This is a genomic window from Arthrobacter sp. MDT2-16 (assembly GCF_054510925.1).
In genome coordinates, this window is record NZ_JBTNDP010000008.1 from 1 (window position 1) to 17,292 (window position 17,292).

The 17,292-nt window shown below is 70.8% G+C and carries 15 protein-coding genes; 7 read left to right on the forward strand and 8 right to left on the reverse strand.

Annotated elements, in window-relative coordinates:
• Positions 1–70: 70 nt before the first annotated feature.
• The 4 genes from ACX80N_RS13780 to ACX80N_RS13795 form a co-directional block, all read right to left on the reverse strand.
• Positions 71–436 (reverse strand): hypothetical protein, encoded by a 366-nt coding sequence (locus ACX80N_RS13780; protein WP_105032283.1) that lies wholly within the window; start codon positions 434–436, stop codon positions 71–73.
• A gap of 87 nt (positions 437–523) precedes the next feature.
• The gene (locus tag ACX80N_RS13785; protein WP_105032282.1) at positions 524–1,498 is read right to left on the reverse strand and encodes a DNA topoisomerase IB; all 975 of its coding nucleotides are present in this window, start codon (positions 1,496–1,498) and stop codon (positions 524–526) included.
• Positions 1,499–1,539: 41 nt separating this feature from the next.
• On the reverse strand, positions 1,540–2,544 hold the full coding sequence (gene pheA / locus ACX80N_RS13790; protein ID WP_459339864.1) for a prephenate dehydratase: 1,005 nt from the start codon (positions 2,542–2,544) through the stop codon (positions 1,540–1,542).
• Positions 2,541–2,867: a rhodanese-like domain-containing protein gene (locus ACX80N_RS13795; protein ID WP_105032280.1), complete on the reverse strand. Its 327-nt coding sequence runs from the start codon at positions 2,865–2,867 to the stop codon at positions 2,541–2,543. The genes pheA and ACX80N_RS13795 overlap by 4 nt, the downstream gene beginning before the upstream one ends.
• A 145-nt stretch (positions 2,868–3,012) precedes the next feature.
• Here ACX80N_RS13795 and ACX80N_RS13800 point away from each other — a divergent pair, with 145 nt between their 5' ends.
• The 3 genes from ACX80N_RS13800 (at position 3,013) to ACX80N_RS13810 (ending at position 7,587) form a co-directional block, all read left to right on the forward strand.
• The gene (locus ACX80N_RS13800) at positions 3,013–4,452 is read left to right on the forward strand and encodes an amidase (protein ID WP_459339865.1); all 1,440 of its coding nucleotides are present in this window, start codon (positions 3,013–3,015) and stop codon (positions 4,450–4,452) included.
• Entirely contained in the window at positions 4,453–5,916 is a 1,464-nt protein-coding gene (locus ACX80N_RS13805; protein WP_459339866.1) for a peptide MFS transporter, read from the forward strand.
• A gap of 147 nt (positions 5,917–6,063) precedes the next feature.
• Positions 6,064–7,587 (forward strand): long-chain-fatty-acid--CoA ligase, encoded by a 1,524-nt coding sequence (locus tag ACX80N_RS13810; protein WP_105032278.1) that lies wholly within the window; start codon positions 6,064–6,066, stop codon positions 7,585–7,587.
• Here ACX80N_RS13810 and ACX80N_RS13815 read toward each other — a convergent pair.
• Both ACX80N_RS13815 and ACX80N_RS13820 read right to left on the reverse strand, forming a co-directional pair.
• Complete coding sequence (locus ACX80N_RS13815; protein ID WP_459339867.1) at positions 7,584–8,780, reverse strand: glycerate kinase; 1,197 nt, start codon at positions 8,778–8,780, stop codon at positions 7,584–7,586. The genes ACX80N_RS13810 and ACX80N_RS13815 overlap by 4 nt on opposite strands.
• Positions 8,781–8,834: 54 nt before the next feature.
• A complete protein-coding gene (locus ACX80N_RS13820; protein WP_459339868.1) occupies positions 8,835–9,002 on the reverse strand; it encodes a hypothetical protein in 168 nt (55 codons plus the stop codon).
• 168 nt (positions 9,003–9,170) lie between these two features.
• Between ACX80N_RS13820 and pgm the strand changes: the two genes are divergently transcribed.
• Entirely contained in the window at positions 9,171–10,802 is a 1,632-nt protein-coding gene (gene pgm, locus ACX80N_RS13825) for a phosphoglucomutase (alpha-D-glucose-1,6-bisphosphate-dependent) (RefSeq protein ID WP_105032277.1), read from the forward strand.
• 7 nt (positions 10,803–10,809) lie between these two features.
• Here the strand turns inward: pgm and ACX80N_RS13830 are convergent, their stop codons facing one another.
• Positions 10,810–12,177, reverse strand: coding sequence for an aldehyde dehydrogenase family protein (locus ACX80N_RS13830; protein WP_459339869.1), 1,368 nt, complete (start codon positions 12,175–12,177; stop codon positions 10,810–10,812).
• A complete protein-coding gene (locus ACX80N_RS13835; RefSeq protein ID WP_105032275.1) occupies positions 12,177–13,037 on the reverse strand; it encodes an SDR family NAD(P)-dependent oxidoreductase in 861 nt (286 codons plus the stop codon). Before ACX80N_RS13835 ends, ACX80N_RS13830 begins: the two co-directional genes overlap by 1 nt.
• A 101-nt stretch (positions 13,038–13,138) precedes the next feature.
• On the opposite strand from ACX80N_RS13835, the gene ACX80N_RS13840 reads away from it, so the two are divergent.
• The 3 genes from ACX80N_RS13840 to ACX80N_RS13850 all read left to right on the forward strand — a co-directional run bounded on the left by ACX80N_RS13840 (position 13,139) and on the right by ACX80N_RS13850 (position 17,184).
• On the forward strand, positions 13,139–14,467 hold the full coding sequence (locus ACX80N_RS13840; RefSeq protein ID WP_459339870.1) for a uracil-xanthine permease family protein: 1,329 nt from the start codon (positions 13,139–13,141) through the stop codon (positions 14,465–14,467).
• Positions 14,468–14,489: 22 nt separating this feature from the next.
• Positions 14,490–15,518, forward strand: coding sequence for a hypothetical protein (locus ACX80N_RS13845; protein WP_459339871.1), 1,029 nt, complete (start codon positions 14,490–14,492; stop codon positions 15,516–15,518).
• Positions 15,519–15,720: 202 nt separating this feature from the next.
• Positions 15,721–17,184: a glycoside hydrolase family 43 protein gene (locus ACX80N_RS13850; RefSeq protein ID WP_459339872.1), complete on the forward strand. Its 1,464-nt coding sequence runs from the start codon at positions 15,721–15,723 to the stop codon at positions 17,182–17,184.
• The last annotated feature ends 108 nt before the right edge of the window (positions 17,185–17,292 follow it).

Sequence of the window (17,292 nt, forward strand, 5' to 3'; positions counted from 1 at the left end):
CCTCACCCACGCCCGCGCGAACCGGGCATCAGGCCCTCCCTCCCCTCCCTCACCCCCCCCTCCGCCGCTCCTAGCGGTCGGTGTCGGTGTACCCGCCCTGGCCCTCCGGCTCGTCCACGACGGGCTTGTCCATGTCGGTGTACTCGCCCTCCTCCGCAGGATCCTGCGCGGAGGTGTAGCCGCCGGAGCCGCCGACGGGCTCGGCGCTCGTGTAGGTGCCGTCCTCCTCGGCCGCGTCGATGTCGTCCTGCGTGCGGTCGGCGCGGCCGGCCTGCTGGTTGATGAGGGCCTGCTCCTCGGCGAAGCGCACGTCGTTGCCCTGGTCGCCGAGGTCGCCCCGCCAGTTCGGGTCCGACGTCGAGCCGTCGCCCTCGTTGCGGTTGACGTCGCCCTCGTCGGGGTTGACGATGTGTCCTCCATGAGCCTTCTCGGTCATGATTCTGCCTTTCGTCGAAGGATGCGCTCCTTGATGGGCGCCCGCTGCCAGCGTACTGACGAACGGGGTGGTTGGAAATGTGCGGGTTCAGTCGCGCAGGAGCTCCTGCACGGCCTTCTCGGAGGCCGAGTAGGTGGTGATCGGGATGACCTCACCGCTCATGAACCTGTCGACGAGCCGGGGGTCCACGTAGGAGCTCCGGGCCACGGTGGGGGTGTTGCCGAGGTGGTCGGCGACGGCCTTCATGGTGGCGCTGACGGCTTTCTGGCGGGCCGTCCGGCTCGTCGCCTTGATGTCCTCCTTGGCGAGGGCCATCGCGGCGACGACGGTGGCCTGCCAGGTCCTAAAGTCCTTGGCCGTGAACGGCCCGCCGGTGACCTGCCGGAGGAACTCGTTGAGGAGCGAGCCGTCCACGTGGTGCCACTTGCCGTCGTCGCTCTGGTAGGCGAGCACGGTGTCGGCGTCCTCGCGTTCCAGCATGGGACGCAGCGCATCAGCGAGGTCCTCGTCCTCCAGCACGGTGTCCCAGTGCTGCCCGCTCTTGCCGGGGAAGTCGAACGCGACCGTGTGCCCGTCGATGCTGCAGTGCTCCACGAGGAGCGTCGTGACGCCGAAGGACCCGTTGGCCTCCGCGTACTGGGCGGAGCCGATCCTCAATGCGCCGGAGTCCACGATCCGCAGTGCCGCGGCGAAGGCGCGCTCCCTCGAGAGGCCGTCGCTGCGCAGGTGCTGGGTGATGGCACGGCGGGCGCTCGGGAGCTTGGCACCGAAGTCCAGCGCGCGGTCGAACTTCTCGCGGTCCTTCTGCTCGCGCCAGGCCGGGTGGTACATGTACTGGCGCCGCCCGGCGTCGTCCGTCCCGATGGCCTGCACGTGCCCGTTGGGATACGGCGCGATCCACACGTCCTTCCACGCCGGCGGGATCACGAGGTCGCGGATGCGCCCGATCTCGTCGCGGTCCTGCAGCAGTTCGCCGTTCGGCGCCCGGTAGCTGAAACCCTTGCCGTGGCGGCGTCGGGTGATGCCGGGCCTGCGCGTGTTGCTGCGGCGCAATCGAGCCATCGTGGAACCAGCCTTCAGTAGGAGGACCTTCGATAGTAAGCCTACTGTGCTTTACGTCCTGCCGGTGGGGCATCCGCCGCAGGACCGAGGATGCTTGCGAGCCACGCGTCGGCAGCCCCGAAGGCGTCGTCGGAGGTGTGGCGTTCGACGGCCGGTGAGCGGCGGTCGGCCCGGGCATAGGACCCGAGGAACCGCAGCCCGGGACTGATGCGGTGCAGTCCCTTCAGTGCGTCGGCGACACGGGCGTCCTCGACATGGCCGTCGGCATCGACGCTGAAGAAGTAGTCGCCGAGGAACTGGCCCGTGGGGCGTGACTCGATGCGGCTGAGGTTCACCCCCCGCGCGGCGAACTGGTCCAGGATCTGCATCAGGGCTCCGGGGTGGTCCTCGGGCAGCGGGATCACGAGCGTGGTCTTGTCCGCCCCCGTGCGCGGCGGCACGGCATCAGGCCTGCCCACGAGGATGAACCGCGTAACGGCGTCCGTGACGTCCCCAATGTCCAGGGCCAGGACGGCCAGCCCGAGGCGCTCGGCCACGAGCGGGGAACAGATCGCGGCGTCGTACCCGGCAGCCCGAAGGGCGTCATGGCCATCGTCGTGGGCCTGCCCGTCGGCCAGCCCGTAGGCGGCGGCCGCGGTGGAGGACGCGGGGAGGTATTCCGCGTCCGGCACATGGGCATCGACCCAGGTCCGGCACTGCGCCCAGGCGTGGCCGTGCGTGGCGATGCGTCGGACGCCGTCGAGCGACGCCCCCGGCCGCGCCGCGAGCACGAAGGTGATGGGCACGAGTTCCTCGCGCAGGATGCGCAGCGGCTCTCCGACGGCGATGGCGTCGAGCGTGGCGCTCACACCGCCCTCCACGGAGTTCTCGATGGGCACCATCGCGGCGTCCACCTCTCCGGCACGGACGGCCTCGAGCGCTGCGCCGACGGTCGACGACGGGACGCGGCGGGCAGCTGCGGCGCCGGGCACCTGCAGGAGGGCGGCCTCGGTGAAGGTGCCCTCCGGTCCCAGGTAGGCGAAGGAGGAACGGGACGGACCGGTCACAGGACGGTGGGCTCGGCGCCCGTCTCGGACACCATCGGCTTGCCGGCCTCGAGCCAGGCTCCCATGCCCCCGCTCACGTTGATGGCCGTGTAGCCGTTGCCCTCGAGCCACTCGGCAGCACGCTGGGACCGTCCGCCGGACCGGCAGATGACGTGCAGGTCCTCGTCCGGGTCCAGCTCCTCGAGCCGTGCGGGGAGTTGGTCGAGCGGGATGTGCACGGCGCCGTCGGCGTGGCCGGCCTCCCACTCGTAGTCCTCGCGGACATCGAGGATCCGCGCATCGCTGGGCACGGCCGTCACCGGGACGTTCTGGGGTTCACTCATGCGCCTACCTTTTCACGGTCCGGCGTGGCACCGCCATCACCACCTCGTCGGGCAGCGCGCACTGGGCTCCTATAGTTGTCCTTGTCGTCCCGTCAGGGCCTGAGGCGCGATGAGCCGGCGACAGCCCGCTGCCGACTGGAGCCCCATGAGCGAACTGCACGAACTCTCAGCACTCACCCTCCGGGACGCGCTGGCGCGCGGGGCCGTCGGTGCGCGCGAGGTCACGGAGCACTTCCTCCGGCGGATCGACGCGATGAACCCGGAACTCGGCTCGTTCATCACCGTCACGCACGACGACGCCCTGCGGGCCGCCGACCATGCCGACCGCCTGCGCGCCTCCGGGGTGGCCCTCGGTCCGCTGCACGGCGTGCCGCTGGCGCACAAGGACCTCACCGACGTGGCGGGCGTGAGGACCACGCTCGGCACGGCCGCGCTGGATCACGCCGTCGCCGCGAAGGATGCACCCCTGGCCGCGGTGCTGCGGCGCTCCGGTGCCATCAGCCTCGGCAAGACCCAGGTCCCGGAGTTCGGGCTGAGCTGCTACAGCGAGAACCGCATAGCGCCCCCGGCCCGCAACCCCCTCGACCCGCGCCTCAGCCCTGCCGGCTCCTCGGGCGGCAGCGCGGCCGCGGTGGCCGCCCGGATGATCCCGTTCGCGCCCGGGACCGACGGCGGCGGATCCATCCGCATCCCCGCCGCCGCCACCGGGCTGGTGGGGCTGAAGCCGAACCGGGGACGCGTGCCCTCCGGCTCCGGGCAGGCTGACCTCGGGCAGTTCGTGGTCGCCGGCCCCCTGGCCCACTCGGCCGTGGACGCCGGGCTGCTCCTCGACGCCCTGGTGCGCGAGCCCAACTACCGGCCCACGAGCGCCGCCTCCCGATATCCCGGGTCCTTCACCGAGGCGGCCCTGCGCGGCGAGGGCCGCTTCCGCATCGGTGTCAGCACGGCCTCCCCGTTCGCCGCCGCGATGGACATCAGCCTGGACAGTGCCGCGACCGACGCGTTCTCGGCCGGGATCGAGGTGCTGCAGCGGGCCGGCCACGACGTCGTGGACGCGGACCTGCGCTACGACGCCCGCTACCACGACGCCTTCCAGCTCGTCTGGACCGCAGGACTCGCCGCGGCGCCCATCCCCGAGGACCGCGAGGACCGGCTGACGGACATCACGCGCGTGCTGCGTCGCCGCGCCATGGGCCGGACCGCCGCACAGCTCGCCGGTGCCGTCGAGGTGCTGCGGCAGTTCGAGCAGGACACGATCGAGCAGTACTCCCGCTACGACATGGTCCTGACCCCCGCGGTGGCCATGACGCCCCGCCCGATCGGCTGGTACACCGACGCCGACGGCGACACCGACTACCTCCGGCAGTGCCTGTACTCGCCGTACACCTCCATGGTGAACGTGTGCGGCCTGCCCGCCGTGACCGTGCCCACACTGCTCCTCCCGGACGGCCTGTCCATGAGCGTGCAGCTCATCGGCCGTCCCGGCGAGGAGGACCAGCTACTCGCGGCGACCGCGCAGATCGAGGCCCTCCTGCAGCGGCCCGATGTTTTGCGCTTCTCCCACCCGAGCGGCACCATGGAGTAAGTGAGCACCACGAAGCAGACCCCCGCCGCCGGCGGGAAGACGTTCCTCGGTCACCCGCGAATGCTGGCGAACCTCTTCAGCGTGGAACTGTGGGAGCGGTTCTCGTTCTACGGCATGCAGGCGCTGCTGCTGTACTACATGACCTACTCCGTGGCCGAGGGCGGCCTCGCGTTCGACGAGACCACGGCGGCCGGGCTCGTCGGAGCCTACGGCGGGGGCGTGTACCTCTCGACCATCCTCGGCGCCTGGCTCGCCGACCGCGTCCTCGGGTCCGAGCGCGTGCTGTTCTACTCCGCGATCATCATCATGTGCGGCCACATCGCCCTGGCACTGCTGCCGGGCGTGGTGGGCCTCACGATCGGCCTCGTGCTGGTCGGGATCGGTTCGGGCGGCCTGAAGGCCAACGCCTCGTCCCTCGTCGGCACGCTCTACGCTCCCGGCGACGAGCGCCGCGATGCGGGCTTCTCCATCTTCTACATGGGCATCAACATCGGCGCCCTCGTGGGTCCGCTGCTCACCAACCTCGCGTGGGACACCTACGGCTTCCACGTGGGCTTCGGCCTGGCCGCCATCGGGATGGCCGCGGGACTCGTGCAGTACGGCCTCACCCGCAAGAACCTCCCCGACGCCGCCCACGAGGTCGAGAACCCCCTGCCCCGCACCGCCTATCCGCGCTGGATCGGCATCGCAGCGGCCTTCGTGGTGATCGTCGGCGTGGTCCTCGCCACGGGCCTGCTCGACGCCGGGAACCTGGCCAACGTCATGGCCTACACCGCGATCGTGGCGACCATCGCCTACTTCGCCGTCATCCTGACCAGCAGCAAGGTCACGCCCGTGGAACGGCGCCGCGTCTACTCCTTCATGCCGCTGTTCATCGCCAGCGCCGCCTTCTGGTCGCTGTTCCAGCAGCAGTTCACGGTCGTCGCGCTGTACTCGGAGAGCCGGCTCGACCGGAACCTCTTCGGCTGGGAGATGCCCCCGGGCATGGTGCAGTCGATCAACCCGATCTTCATCATCGTCTTCGCGGGCGTCTTCGCCACCGTCTGGACGCGCCTGGGCAGCCGCCAGCCGTCGTCGCCCCTGAAGTTCTCCTTCGGCCTGATCGTGATGGGCCTCGCCTTCCTCGCGTTCATCCCCTTCGCCGGGGGCGGGCCGAACAGCACGCCGCTGATCGGCCTGGCCGCGATCCTGCTGCTGTTCACCTGGGCCGAGCTGTTCATCTCCCCCATCGGCCTGTCCGTGACCACCAAGCTGGCACCGGAGGCCTTCCGCACCCAGATGCTGGCCCTGTTCTTCCTCTCCATCTCGCTCGGCACCACCGTCTCCGGGCTCCTCGCCGGCTTCTACTCCGAGGCGAACGAGGTGCCGTACTTCGCGTTCAGCGGTATCACCGCGATCGTCCTCGGCGGTGCCCTCATCGCGGGCGCCCCGGCCATCCGGAAGGCCATGAGCGGGGTCCGGTAGCAACACCCCCGTACCGCACACGGCAGGGCCCGCCCGGCACCCCGGGGCGGGCCCTGTTGCGTGCGCGCCGCCGATCCCACAGACTTCTACCCACCGGTAACTTCCGTGCCGGCAGCAGCAGATGCACCCCGGATCGAAGGAGATCGCGTGCCGAACCTCGCCAACAATCTCGTGGCCACCGCGACGAGGAGCCCCTCGGCCGTGGCCATCAAGCTCGACGACGTCGAGGTCACCTTCGGCGCCCTCGAGGCGCTCAGCCAGAAGGTGGCGACGATCCTCGCGGAGCAGGGCGTGGGGCGGGGTGACCGGGTCGCACTCGTGATGCCCAATATCCCGCAGATGGCATTCGTCTACTACGGTGTGCTGCGGGCCGGCGCCGTCGTGGTCCCCCTGAACCCGCTCCTCAAGGGACGCGAGGTGGCCTACCACCTGACCGACTCCGGGGCCCGCCTCGTCTTCGCCTGGGAAGGCGTCCTCGCGGAGGCACAGGCAGGTGCCGAGGAGTCGGGCGCCGGAACCGGCAAGGACGTCGTCGTCATCCCGGTGGACAGCGGCGCCTTCATGCAGCGCGTCGCCGGCGCCGAGCCCACACCCGGGGTGGTGGAGCTCGACGGCGAGGACACCGCCGTCGTCCTGTACACCTCCGGTACCACCGGGCGCCCCAAGGGGGCCACCCTCTCCCACACGAACCTCTCGCGGAACACGGAGATCTCACGCGACCTCATGGGCACCAGCGAGGGCGAGGTGCTCTTCGGCGGCCTGCCGTTCTTCCACATCTTCGGGCAGACCTGCGCGCTCAACGCCGCCGTCCTCACCGGTGCCACGGTGACGCTCCTGCCGCGGTTCGAGCCGGGTAAGGCGCTCGAGATCATCGCCCGGGACCGCGTCACGATCTTCGAGGGCGTCCCCACGATGTACATCGCGATGCTGCGCCACCCGGGCGTCACGGACACCGACCTCTCCTCCGTCCGGGTGGCCGTCTCGGGCGGGTCGGCGCTGCCGGTCGAGGTGCTGCACGAGTTCGAGCGCGTTTTCGGGGCGGACCTGCTGGAAGGGTACGGCCTGTCCGAGACCTCGCCGATCGTGAGCTTCAACCGGGTGGGCCACCTCCGCAAGCCCGGCTCCATCGGCACGCCCGTGGACGGCGTCGAGGTGCGCATGCTCGACCCCGAGGGCAACGAGGTGCCGCAGGGCGAGGTCGGCGAACTGGCCGTGCGCGGGCACTGCGTCATGAAGGGCTACTGGGAGAACCCGGACGCCACGGAGGCGGCCATCCCCGACGGCTGGTTCCGCACCGGGGACCTCGCGCGGGTGGACGAGGACGGGCTGCTGTTCATCGTGGACCGCAAGAAGGACGTGATCCTGCGCGGCGGCTACAACGTGTACCCGCGCGAGGTCGAGGAGGTGCTGTACGAGCACCCCGCCGTCGCGGAGGCCGCCGTGATCGGCGTGCCGGACGACCTGCACGGTGAGGAGATCGTGGCCGTCATCGGCATCAAGGCCGAGCACGTACCGGCCGACGACGACGCCCGCGAGGCGCTCGGTGCCGAGATCGTGGGGTTCGCCAGGGAGCGCGTGGCCGCCTACAAGTACCCTCGGCGCGTGGTGCTCGTGGACGCCCTGCCCAAGGGCCCCACCGGCAAGATCCTCAAGCGCGAGATCAAGGTCTAGCCCGGGCGGTTCGCACCGAAGACGCCGTACACCTGCGCGGCGGCCTCCTCCATCAGCGCCCCGGCCCCCTGGATCAGCTCGTCGAGCGCCATGGGGCCGGTGGCGATGGAGAACGCCGCCGCCAGACCGGCGTCCTGCACCTCCGCCGCCGTGAGCTGCACGCGTCCGGCGATGGCCACCACCGCGCATCCCGCTGGGGCGTTCCCGACCACGGCCTGCACCACCTTCCCGCCGAGGGACTGCGCGTCCAGGGACCCCTCCCCCGTGAGGACGAGGTCCGCGTCGGCGAGCGCCGCGGACAGCCCGACGGCATCCGCCACCAGGGCCGAGCCGGGCACGATCTCCGCGCCGAGGAACGGCACGAGCACGGCCGGCAGCCCGCCGGCGGCGCCCGCACCGGGCACCTCGAGCACCGCCACGCCGGTTACCTCCTCCACGATGCGCGCGAGGTGCGCCAGGCCCGCGTCGAGCACGACGACGTCGTCGGGCGTCGCGCCCTTCTGCGGGCCGAAGACGGCGGCGGCGCCGCGCGGTCCGCACAGGGGGTTGTCGACGTCCACGGCGATGCGCCAGCGGACGGACCGCGCACGGGGGTGGAGGTCGGTGGTGTCGATCGAGGCCAGCGCCGCCAGTGCCCCTCCGCCGGGCGGCAGCGGGTCGCCGTCGCGGTCGAGGAACCGTGCACCGAGGGCGGACAGGAGCCCGGCGCCGCCGTCGGTGGTCGCGGATCCGCCGATGCACAGGAGGATCTCCTCCGCGCCGTCGTCGAGCAGCCGGGCGGCGATCTCGCCGACGCCGTAGCTCGTGGCGGTGAGGGCGTCGAGGGGGAGATCGGCCACGAGGGGCAGGCCGTTGGCCTCCGCCGCCTCGAGGACGCCCATCGTCCGGGGGATGCCGGAGGTCCCGGACGACGAGATGCCGTAGCGGGCGCTGCGCGCCCGGCCCGCGGCATCATGGCAGGCCGTGGTCCGCGGTTCGACGGACCAGGCGGTCAGGAGCGCGTCCAGCGTCCCCTCGCCGCCGTCGGCCAGCGGGGCCAGCACGACGCGCGGCGCCGGGTGGCCCAGGCGTGCAGCCGCGGCCCTGACACCTCCGGACATGGCGAGGGCAGCCTCCGCTGCGGGGAGGCTGCCCTTGAGGGAGTCCGGCGCGAGGACGATCCGGAGCGGACGCTGGGGTGCTGGTGCGATCACCCCTTCACCCTAGCCGCGGTGGCCGGGGTCGCGGTCGATCCCCGTCATGGGCCGTCAGGCGCCCGACCCGCCGCCGTTGTCGGCTTCGAAGCCCGGGGCTATCTCGTCCTCGGTGCCGGGGCCGCCGTAGCCGCCGGCGTCCTGCTCCTCGAGCTTGCCGGCCTTCTCCGCGCCCTGCTCCTCGGGGTCTCCGGTGGGGGTGTCGCTGGGATTCTCGCTCATGGTGGTACCTTCCGTCATCCGTCCGCCCCCGGCTGGGTGCTGATACTCAGCTTACTGATGATCCAGGGGCGGGCAACGGCCGGCCCGATAGCCGTCGTCACCACCCGATCACTACCGGTTCCGGCCGTGGCGGGTGTAATCGCGCGCGTTCTTTGGCATGCTGGGCCCATGGCTAACCGAGCGGGCACCGTAGCCCTTCCCAGCGACCTCGTAGACGTGACCCAGCTGCTCGACGCGTATTTCGACGTCGAACCCGACCTCGGGGACCCCGCGCAGCGCGTGGCCTTCGGGACCTCCGGGCACCGCGGCTCGTCCCTCAAGTCCTCCTTCAACGAGGGGCACATCGCAGCGATCACGCAGGCGATCGTCGAGTACCGCGCCGGGCAGGGCATCACCGGGCCGCTCTTCATGGGCAAGGACACGCACGCCCTGTCCGAACCCGCGCAGGACACCGCCCTCGAGGTGCTGGCCGCCAACCGGGTGAACGTGCTGATCGACGCGCGCGGCGCCTACACCCCCACCCCCGCGGTCTCGCACGCCATCCTCACCTACAACGCGACGCGCACGGAGCAGGCCGACGGCATCGTCATCACGCCCTCGCACAACCCTCCGGGGGACGGCGGCTTCAAGTACAACCCGCCGCACGGCGGCCCCGCCGACTCGGACGCCACGAACTGGATCGCGAACCGCGCCAACGACCTCCTCGAGGGCGGCCTGCGCGACGTGAAGCGCCTGCCGATCGCCCAGGCCCGTACCGCCGACGGCATCAGCAGCTACGATTTCCTGCAGCACTACGTCGACGACCTCCCGTCCGTGCTGAACCTGGACGCCATCCGGGCGGCCGGCGTGCACATCGGCGCCGACCCCATGGGCGGTGCCTCCGTGGACTACTGGGGTGCGATCGGCGAGCGCCACGACCTGAACCTGACGGTGGTCAATCCTCGGGTCGACCCGCAGTGGGCGTTCATGACCCTGGACTGGGACGAGAAGATCCGCATGGACTGCTCGTCGCCGTCGGCCATGGCCTCGCTGATCGGGCGGGCCACGGAGTTCGACATCGCCACCGGGAACGACGCCGACGCCGACCGCCACGGCATCGTCACCCCCGACGCCGGGCTGATGAACCCGAACCACTACCTCGCCGTCGCCATCCAGTACCTCTACGCGAACCGCCCGAACTGGCGCGCGGATGCGGTGATCGGGAAGACCCTCGTCTCGTCGTCGATCATCGACCGCGTGGCCGCGGACCTCGGCCGGGTGCTGCAGGAGGTCCCGGTGGGCTTCAAGTGGTTCGTGCCGGGCCTGCTCAGCGGCGAACTCGCCTTCGGGGGCGAGGAGTCCGCCGGTGCGTCCTTCCTGCGCCTGGACGGCACGCCGTGGAGCACCGACAAGGACGGCCTCCTCCTGGCCCTGCTGGCCTCGGAGATCACCGCGGTGACGGGCAGGACGCCGTCGCAGCACTACGCCGGGCTGACGGACCGCTTCGGCGCGCCCGTGTACGCGCGGATCGACGCCGCGGCCACGCGCGAGCAGAAGGCCGCCCTGGGCAAGCTCGCGCCGTCGGACGTCACCGCCACGACCCTCGCCGGCGAGGAGATCACGGCCCGGCTGACGGAAGCCCCCGGCAACGGCGCCCCCGTGGGCGGCCTGAAGGTCACCACCGAGAACGCCTGGTTCGCCGCCCGCCCCTCGGGCACCGAGGACGTCTACAAGATCTACGCGGAATCGTTCCGCGGCGAGGAGCACCTGAAGCAGGTGCAGGCCGAGGCGAAGGCCCTCGTCGACGCCGTCATCAGCTGACCCGGGCCTAGAGGAGCCTGCGCAGCAGCTTCCTCTTGAGCGGACCGAAGGGCGGATAGGCGAGGCGCAGCGTGTCCAGCTGGGTCGGCTTGGAGAACACGGGTTGCTGATGGCTGAACGTCTCGAAGGAACGCCGCCCGTGGTAGCTGCCCGTGCCGCTCGCGCCCACTCCGCCGAACGGCAGTCCCGGGACCGCGAGCTGGATGGTGCAGACGTTGTGCGCCAGCCCGCCGGCCTGCACCCGCCCGGCGAACTCCCGCAGGTGTTCCTCGTGATCGCTGAACAGGTATGCGGCCAGCGGGTGGGGCCGCGCGCCGATGAAGCCGATCGCCTCGTCGAGGTCCTCCACCTCGACGATGGGCAGCAGCGGACCGAAGATCTCCTCCTGCATGAGCGCGGACCCGGGGTCCACATCGCGCAGGACGGTGGGTTCGAGGTACCGCTCGGCGCGCTCGTACCGTCCGCCGGAGGCCACCGTCCCGTCGGTCAGGAGCCCCACGAGGCGGTCGAAGTGCTGCTCGTTGATGATGCGCCCGTAGTCGTGCGAGGCCCTCGGGTCGCTCCCGTAGAAGTGCCGGACGGCGTCCGCCAGCGCGTCCGCGAGGACGGGGGCGGCATCCGGCGTGGTCAGGACGTAGTCCGGAGCCACGCACGTCTGGCCGGCGTTCATGAACTTGCCGTAGGCGATCCGCCGCGCCGCCGCACGGACGTCACCACCCACCACGACCGCGGGCGACTTGCCGCCCAACTCCAGCGTCACGGGGGTGAGGTGCTCCGCCGCGGCCTTCATCACGATCTTTCCCACGCGTTCACCGCCGGTGTAGAAGACGTGGTCGAACGGCTGGGCCAGGAGATCCGTGCTCGCCTCCACGCCTCCCTCGACGACGGCCACGGCCTGCGGATCGAGGTACAGCGGGACGAGCCGGGCGAGCAGGCGCGACGTCGAGCCGGCCAGCTCGCTGGGCTTCAGCACGGCCGTGTTGCCTGCGGCGAGAGCTCCGACGAGCGGTGCCAGCACGAGCTGCAGCGGGTAGTTCCAGGGTCCGATGATCAGCACGGTGCCGAGGGGCCGGGCCTGCGTCCAGGCACGGGCCGGGCGCAGCCCGAGGGGCACGGCGATCCTCTCCGGGGCCATCCACCGGTCGAGGTGCCGCAGCGCGTGGTCGGCCTCCGCCCGGACGACGGCGATCTCGGAGAGGAACGCCTCCGTGCCGCTCTTGCCGAGATCCTGCTCCAGGGCGCCGGTCACCTCCTCCTCCCGCTCGCCGAGCAGCCGCAGGAGCGCGTGCAGCTGGTCCCGGCGCCAGGCGGCGCTCCTGGTGGCTCCGGAGGCGAAGTACCGGCGCTGTCCGGCGAGGAGCCGTGCAGCACCCATCAGGCGTTCCCCTTCCGTGCCGCGCCGGCCGTGGAGCCGGTCGGGCGGCCGGTGAAGTGCTCCATGGAGCTGTACACCTTGAAGACCCGCCCCGCGACGACGTCCCAGACGGGTTGGGGCAGGAGGTTCCGGAGTGTCCCCCCGAGCTGCACGGTCCAGGGCAGCTGGACGCGCGCCCGGCCGGCGAGCATGCCGCGCCACGCCCTCTCCACCACGTGCCCCGGTTCCATGAGTGGCGTCAGGAGGGGCCCGCGGGCGCCCTCAAACATCCCGGTCCTGATGTAGCTCGGGATGAGGGTCGTGACGGCGATCGGGTGACCGGCCGCCACGAGCTCGAGGCGGAGGGAGTCGCTCCAGCCGATCACGGCCCACTTCGACGCCGCGTACACGCTCATCCTGGGCACGGCCAGCGTCCCGGACGCGGAGGCCACGTTGAGGATCCTGGCCGGTGTGCCGCGCTCCATCATGGCCGGGAGGAACGCGCGCGTGACGTGCATCGGGCCGGCGGTGTTGACGGCGAGCGTGAGGTCGATGTCCGCGCGGTGGTCGTGCTCCCAGAAGTACTTGCCGCGCACGATGCCCGCGTTGTTCACCAGCACGTCCGGCACGCCGACGTCGCCGAGGACGGCGCCGGCCGCCGCCTGGATGGATTCCACCGAGGCGACGTCCACCACGTAGCTGTGCAGCGTGGTCGCTTCGGCCGCAAGGCTCGCGACCACCTCCTCGAGGGCGCGCCCGTCGACGTCCCAGAGCACGACGGCGGCCGCTCCCTCGCGGACGGCGCGCTCGGCGTACAGCCTGCCCATGCCCATACCCGCACCGGTGACCAGGACGGTGCGTCCTCGGACCGTGAATACCATTGCCTGCCCTCTCCCTCGATCACCTGCAACGTAGCATCGAAGATCGCGCGCGGCCGATAGGCTTTCGGGAAACCCCTCGAACCCCTTCGGAAGGCAGACCCATGAGCGCACGAGGCATCGGCTGGACCCTCCACGGGGATGGCAGGAACGTGCTTCCGGGCCGTTTCGTCGCCCCCGAGGAACGCCTGAGCTGGCCGCGGACCATCGGCATCGGCGCCCAGCACGTCGTGGCGATGTTCGGCGCGACCTTCCTGGTCCCGCTCATCACGGGCTTCCCGCCCTCGACCACCCTGCTCTTCTCCGGTGTCGGGACCATCCTGTTCCTCGTCATCACGGCGGGGAAGGTCCCGAGCTACCTCGGTTCGAGCTTCGCCTTCATCGCGCCCATCGCCGCGGCGCAGTCGCAGTACGGGGCTGCGGGCGCACTCGGCGGCATCATCATGGCCGGTGCGGCCCTCGCGATCATCGGCGGAATCGTGCACACCGGCGGAGCCCGCTGGATCCAGCTGGCCATGCCGCCGATCGTCACCGGGTCGATCGTCGCGCTGATCGGCCTGAACCTGGCTCCCACGGCGAAGGCGAGCTTCGAACAGGCGCCCCTCACCGCGCTGGTGACCGTCATCGCGATCCTGCTCGTCACGGTGCTGTTCAAGGGGATCCTGGGGCGGCTGTCCATCCTCGTCGGCGTCCTCGCCGGCTACGTCGTCGCGATGATCCGCGGGGAGGTGGATTTCGCCGCCATCGGCAACGCCGCGTGGATCGGCCTGCCGGACTTCTCCGCCCCGGAGTTCCACCTCTCCGTCGTCGGGCTCTTCGTCCCCGTGGTCCTCGTGCTCGTCGCGGAGAACATCGGTCACGTGAAATCCGTGGCGGCGATGACCGACCGCGACCTGGATCCCCTGACCGGGCGCGCACTCATGGCGGACGGCCTCGCCACCATGATCGCCGGTGCGGGAGGCGGATCCGGCACCACCACGTACGCCGAGAACATCGGTGTCATGGCGGCCTCCCGCGTCTACTCGACGGCCGCCTACTGGGTGGCCGGGATCGTCGCCATCCTGCTGAGCCTCTTCCCGAAGTTCGGGGCGCTCATCGCCACCGTCCCCGCCGGCGTGCTCGGTGGTGCAGGCGTGGTGCTCTACGGCATGATCGGCATCCTCGGTGTCCGCATCTGGGTGCAGAACCAGGTGAACTTCTCGAACCCCATCAACCTGTCGACGGCGGGGGTCGCGCTGGTCATCGGGATCGCGGACTTCACCTGGGTCATCGGCGACCTCACCTTCGCGGGGATCGCCCTCGGCACCGCCGCGGCCCTGATCATCTTCCACGGCATGACGGCGATCGCCCGGGCGCGTGGCAGCGAACACGTTCCCGGCCCCGAGGAGCTCGAGTCCAGCGACCACGGCAGCAGGCCCTCGAAGCTGGGCTGACCCGGTGTGACAATGGGCGCATGTGTCACTTCCACTGCCCTGCCGGCGCCCGATGAACTCCCGCGAGGTCTGGTCGACGTCCGAGTGGCGGCAGCAGGCGGAACAGTGGATCGACGCCGTGCTGGAGGCCCTCGGCGTCGTGCGGCTGGGGCCGGCCGAGCAGCCGCGCATCCGCTTCTGGTCGACGCAGCTGACCGTCCCCACCGACCACGGCACGCTGTGGTTCAAGGAGAACAACCTGGGGCAGTTCGCGGAGGCCTCGATCATGTCCCTGCTCGGGGAACTGGCACCGGATCACGTCGCGGCCCCCCTGGCCATCGAGCCGTCCCGCGGCTGGATGCTCACGGCGGACCACGGGGCCACCCTGGACAGCCTAGGCTCGGACGACCCCTCCGTCTGGGCGCGCATCACGAGCGACTTCGCGGACCTGCAGCAGCGCGTCGCGCCGCACGGGGAGCGGCTGTCGGAGGCGGGCCTGGTGCTCATGAACCCGGAGGTGGCCGCCAATTTCGTGGAGAACCAGCTGCTGCTCCACACCGGGCTGCCGTCCGAGCATCCGCTGTATCTGTCCGCGGACGAGGCCGACGACGTCGTCCGCCGCCTGCCGGCCATCGGCGACGCCGTCGAGGTGCTGCGCGGCGTCGCGGTGCCGCTCTCCCTCGACCACAACGACCTGCACGCCCGGAACTGCTTCCTGCCCGGCGCGAGCGCGGATCCCCTGCGGTTCTTCGACTTCGCGGACGCCTACTGGGCGCATCCGTTCAGCACCCTGCTCGTGCCCATCACGCGGATGCGCGAACAGTGGAACACGACGGCGGACGACCCGCGGATCCAGCGGGTCATCGCCGCCTACCTCGAGCGGTGGACGGATTTCGCCCCGTTGCCGGAGCTGCGCGCCGCCGTCGAACCCGCCCTGGCGCTGGCCGGCGTGCACCGGTACGGTTCCTGGCTCCGCCTGCTGGTGTACGCCGACGACGCGTCGATGCGCGCCTATGCTCCTACGGCCCTGCACTACCTGAGGACCCTGACCGACCCGGTTCTCCGACCGTAGGCCCGGCCGGGAGACCCCCGGCACGAGCAGCCCGGACGCCCCGGTGGGGGCGGGGCGGACGTGACGGTATGCCGACTTCTTCTTCCCTGCTTGACCACCGCAGCCGTCCCGTGGCACTCTTCTACAACGATGTAGACAACGATGTAAACGGGTTCCCGCGCACCGCGGCCCTCCTCTCCGCCGTCGAAAGGACCACGTGATAATGACGTCACGTAAGAGATACTGGACGCGTCCCGCGAGCCTCGTCGCCGCGCTCACCCTCGCACTCACCGCTGTGGCCCTGCCCGCGAGCGCCGGGCCCAAGGATCCGGCCCGGCCCATCACCCTCACGCAGCAGTCGGCCGCCGCCGGCCTCGATGATCTCGTGGGCGGCAAGTCGGTGGTCGGCGACACCAGCCCCATCCATGATCCGGCCCTCATCATCGACGACGACGGCACATGGTACGTCTACTCCACCGGGCTGCTGGCCCGCGAGAACGGCGGCACCATCCAGATCTGGTCCTCCCACGACGAGGGCACCACCTGGGAGTACACCGGCACCGTATGGGACGAGATCCCCGCGTGGATCGACGAGCACTTCTCGGGCGGTCCTCTCCCCGAGAATCTCTGGGCTCCCGAGATCTACGAGAACGACGGCACCTACTACCTCTACTACTCGGCGTCGCAGTTCGGCGGCAACAATTCCCTGACCGCGCTGGCCACCAACACGACACTCGATCCGGAGGACCCCGACTACGAGTGGGTGGACCAGGGCGTCGTCGTCGAGTCCCCCGTCACCGGGCTGGATCCCGCCAACCCGAACAAGACCTTCAACGCGATCGATGCGGGGATCGTCGAGGACGCGGACGGCAAGCCCTACATGTCCATCGGTTCGTTCTGGTACGGCATCTTCCTGATTCCGCTCGAATGGCCGAGCGGCAAGCCGGTGGAGGACTGGCAGTCCCGGACCGTCAACCTCGCGGACCGCTTCATCCCGGGCAACCCCATCGAGGCGCCCTACATCATGCAGCGTGACGGCTACTACTATCTCTTCACCTCCTTCGACTTCTGCTGCCGCGGCGCGGACTCCACGTACAAGATCGCGGTGGGACGCTCCACGTCGGTCACCGGTCCGTACCTGGACAAGGAGGGCCGGGACATGTTCGGCGGCGGTGGCTCGATCCTCCTCGAGTCGCACGGCGCGATGAACGGGGTGGGTGGCCAGTCCGTCTTCGGCGACTACCTCGCGTTCCACTACTACGACGCCTCCAACGAGACCACGCCCTACATCCCGACCCTCGGCCTGCAGAAGATGGGCTGGGAGGACGGGTGGCCCACCGTGGACCAGGGCGTCGGTGTCCCCGAACTCGGAGTCGCCCCCGAGTCGACAAGGGTCCGGGAGGGCCACAAGGCGCACTTCACGGCGCGTGCCACCGGGACGCCCGAGCCCGTCGCGGTCTGGGAGAGCTCGGACGACAGCGGCGCCACCTGGCAGGTCGCGCAGGTGACCCAGCGGGCCGAGCGGGCCGACGACGGGACGTATACCTCCGTCGCGGAGGTGAAGAAGGCAGCGGCCGCCGACGACGGACGACTGTTCCGTGTCACGTTCTCGAATGCGCACGGTGCGGTGACCACGGATCCCGTGGAGCTGGGCGTCGAGGCGAAGCCCGGCAAGAGCCGCCCATAGATTCCTGCGGTGCCCTCAGCGCGGCCACCGCAGGCACCAGGCTCGGTGGGTCAGCGGCGGGCGCGATACCGACGCTGACGCACCGAAACCGAGGGAGCCCGGTCGCGG

Bases quoted from the DNA above. Each gene is read 5' to 3' on its own strand.
- ACX80N_RS13840 (WP_459339870.1), top strand. From the start codon at position 13,139: ATGAGCGCACGAGGCATCGGCTGGACCCTCCACGGGGATGGCAGGAAC.
- ACX80N_RS13800 (WP_459339865.1), top strand. From the start codon at position 3,013: ATGAGCGAACTGCACGAACTCTCAGCACTCACCCTCCGGGACGCGCTG.
- ACX80N_RS13850 (WP_459339872.1), top strand. From the start codon at position 15,721: ATGACGTCACGTAAGAGATACTGGACGCGTCCCGCGAGCCTCGTCGCC.
- ACX80N_RS13795 (WP_105032280.1), bottom strand. From the start codon at position 2,867: ATGAGTGAACCCCAGAACGTCCCGGTGACGGCCGTGCCCAGCGATGCG.
- ACX80N_RS13820 (WP_459339868.1), bottom strand. From the start codon at position 9,002: ATGAGCGAGAATCCCAGCGACACCCCCACCGGAGACCCCGAGGAGCAG.
- ACX80N_RS13835 (WP_105032275.1), bottom strand. From the start codon at position 13,037: ATGGTATTCACGGTCCGAGGACGCACCGTCCTGGTCACCGGTGCGGGT.
- pgm (WP_105032277.1), top strand. From the start codon at position 9,171: ATGGCTAACCGAGCGGGCACCGTAGCCCTTCCCAGCGACCTCGTAGAC.
- ACX80N_RS13785 (WP_105032282.1), bottom strand. From the start codon at position 1,498: ATGGCTCGATTGCGCCGCAGCAACACGCGCAGGCCCGGCATCACCCGA.
- ACX80N_RS13830 (WP_459339869.1), bottom strand. From the start codon at position 12,177: ATGGGTGCTGCACGGCTCCTCGCCGGACAGCGCCGGTACTTCGCCTCC.
- ACX80N_RS13780 (WP_105032283.1), bottom strand. From the start codon at position 436: ATGACCGAGAAGGCTCATGGAGGACACATCGTCAACCCCGACGAGGGC.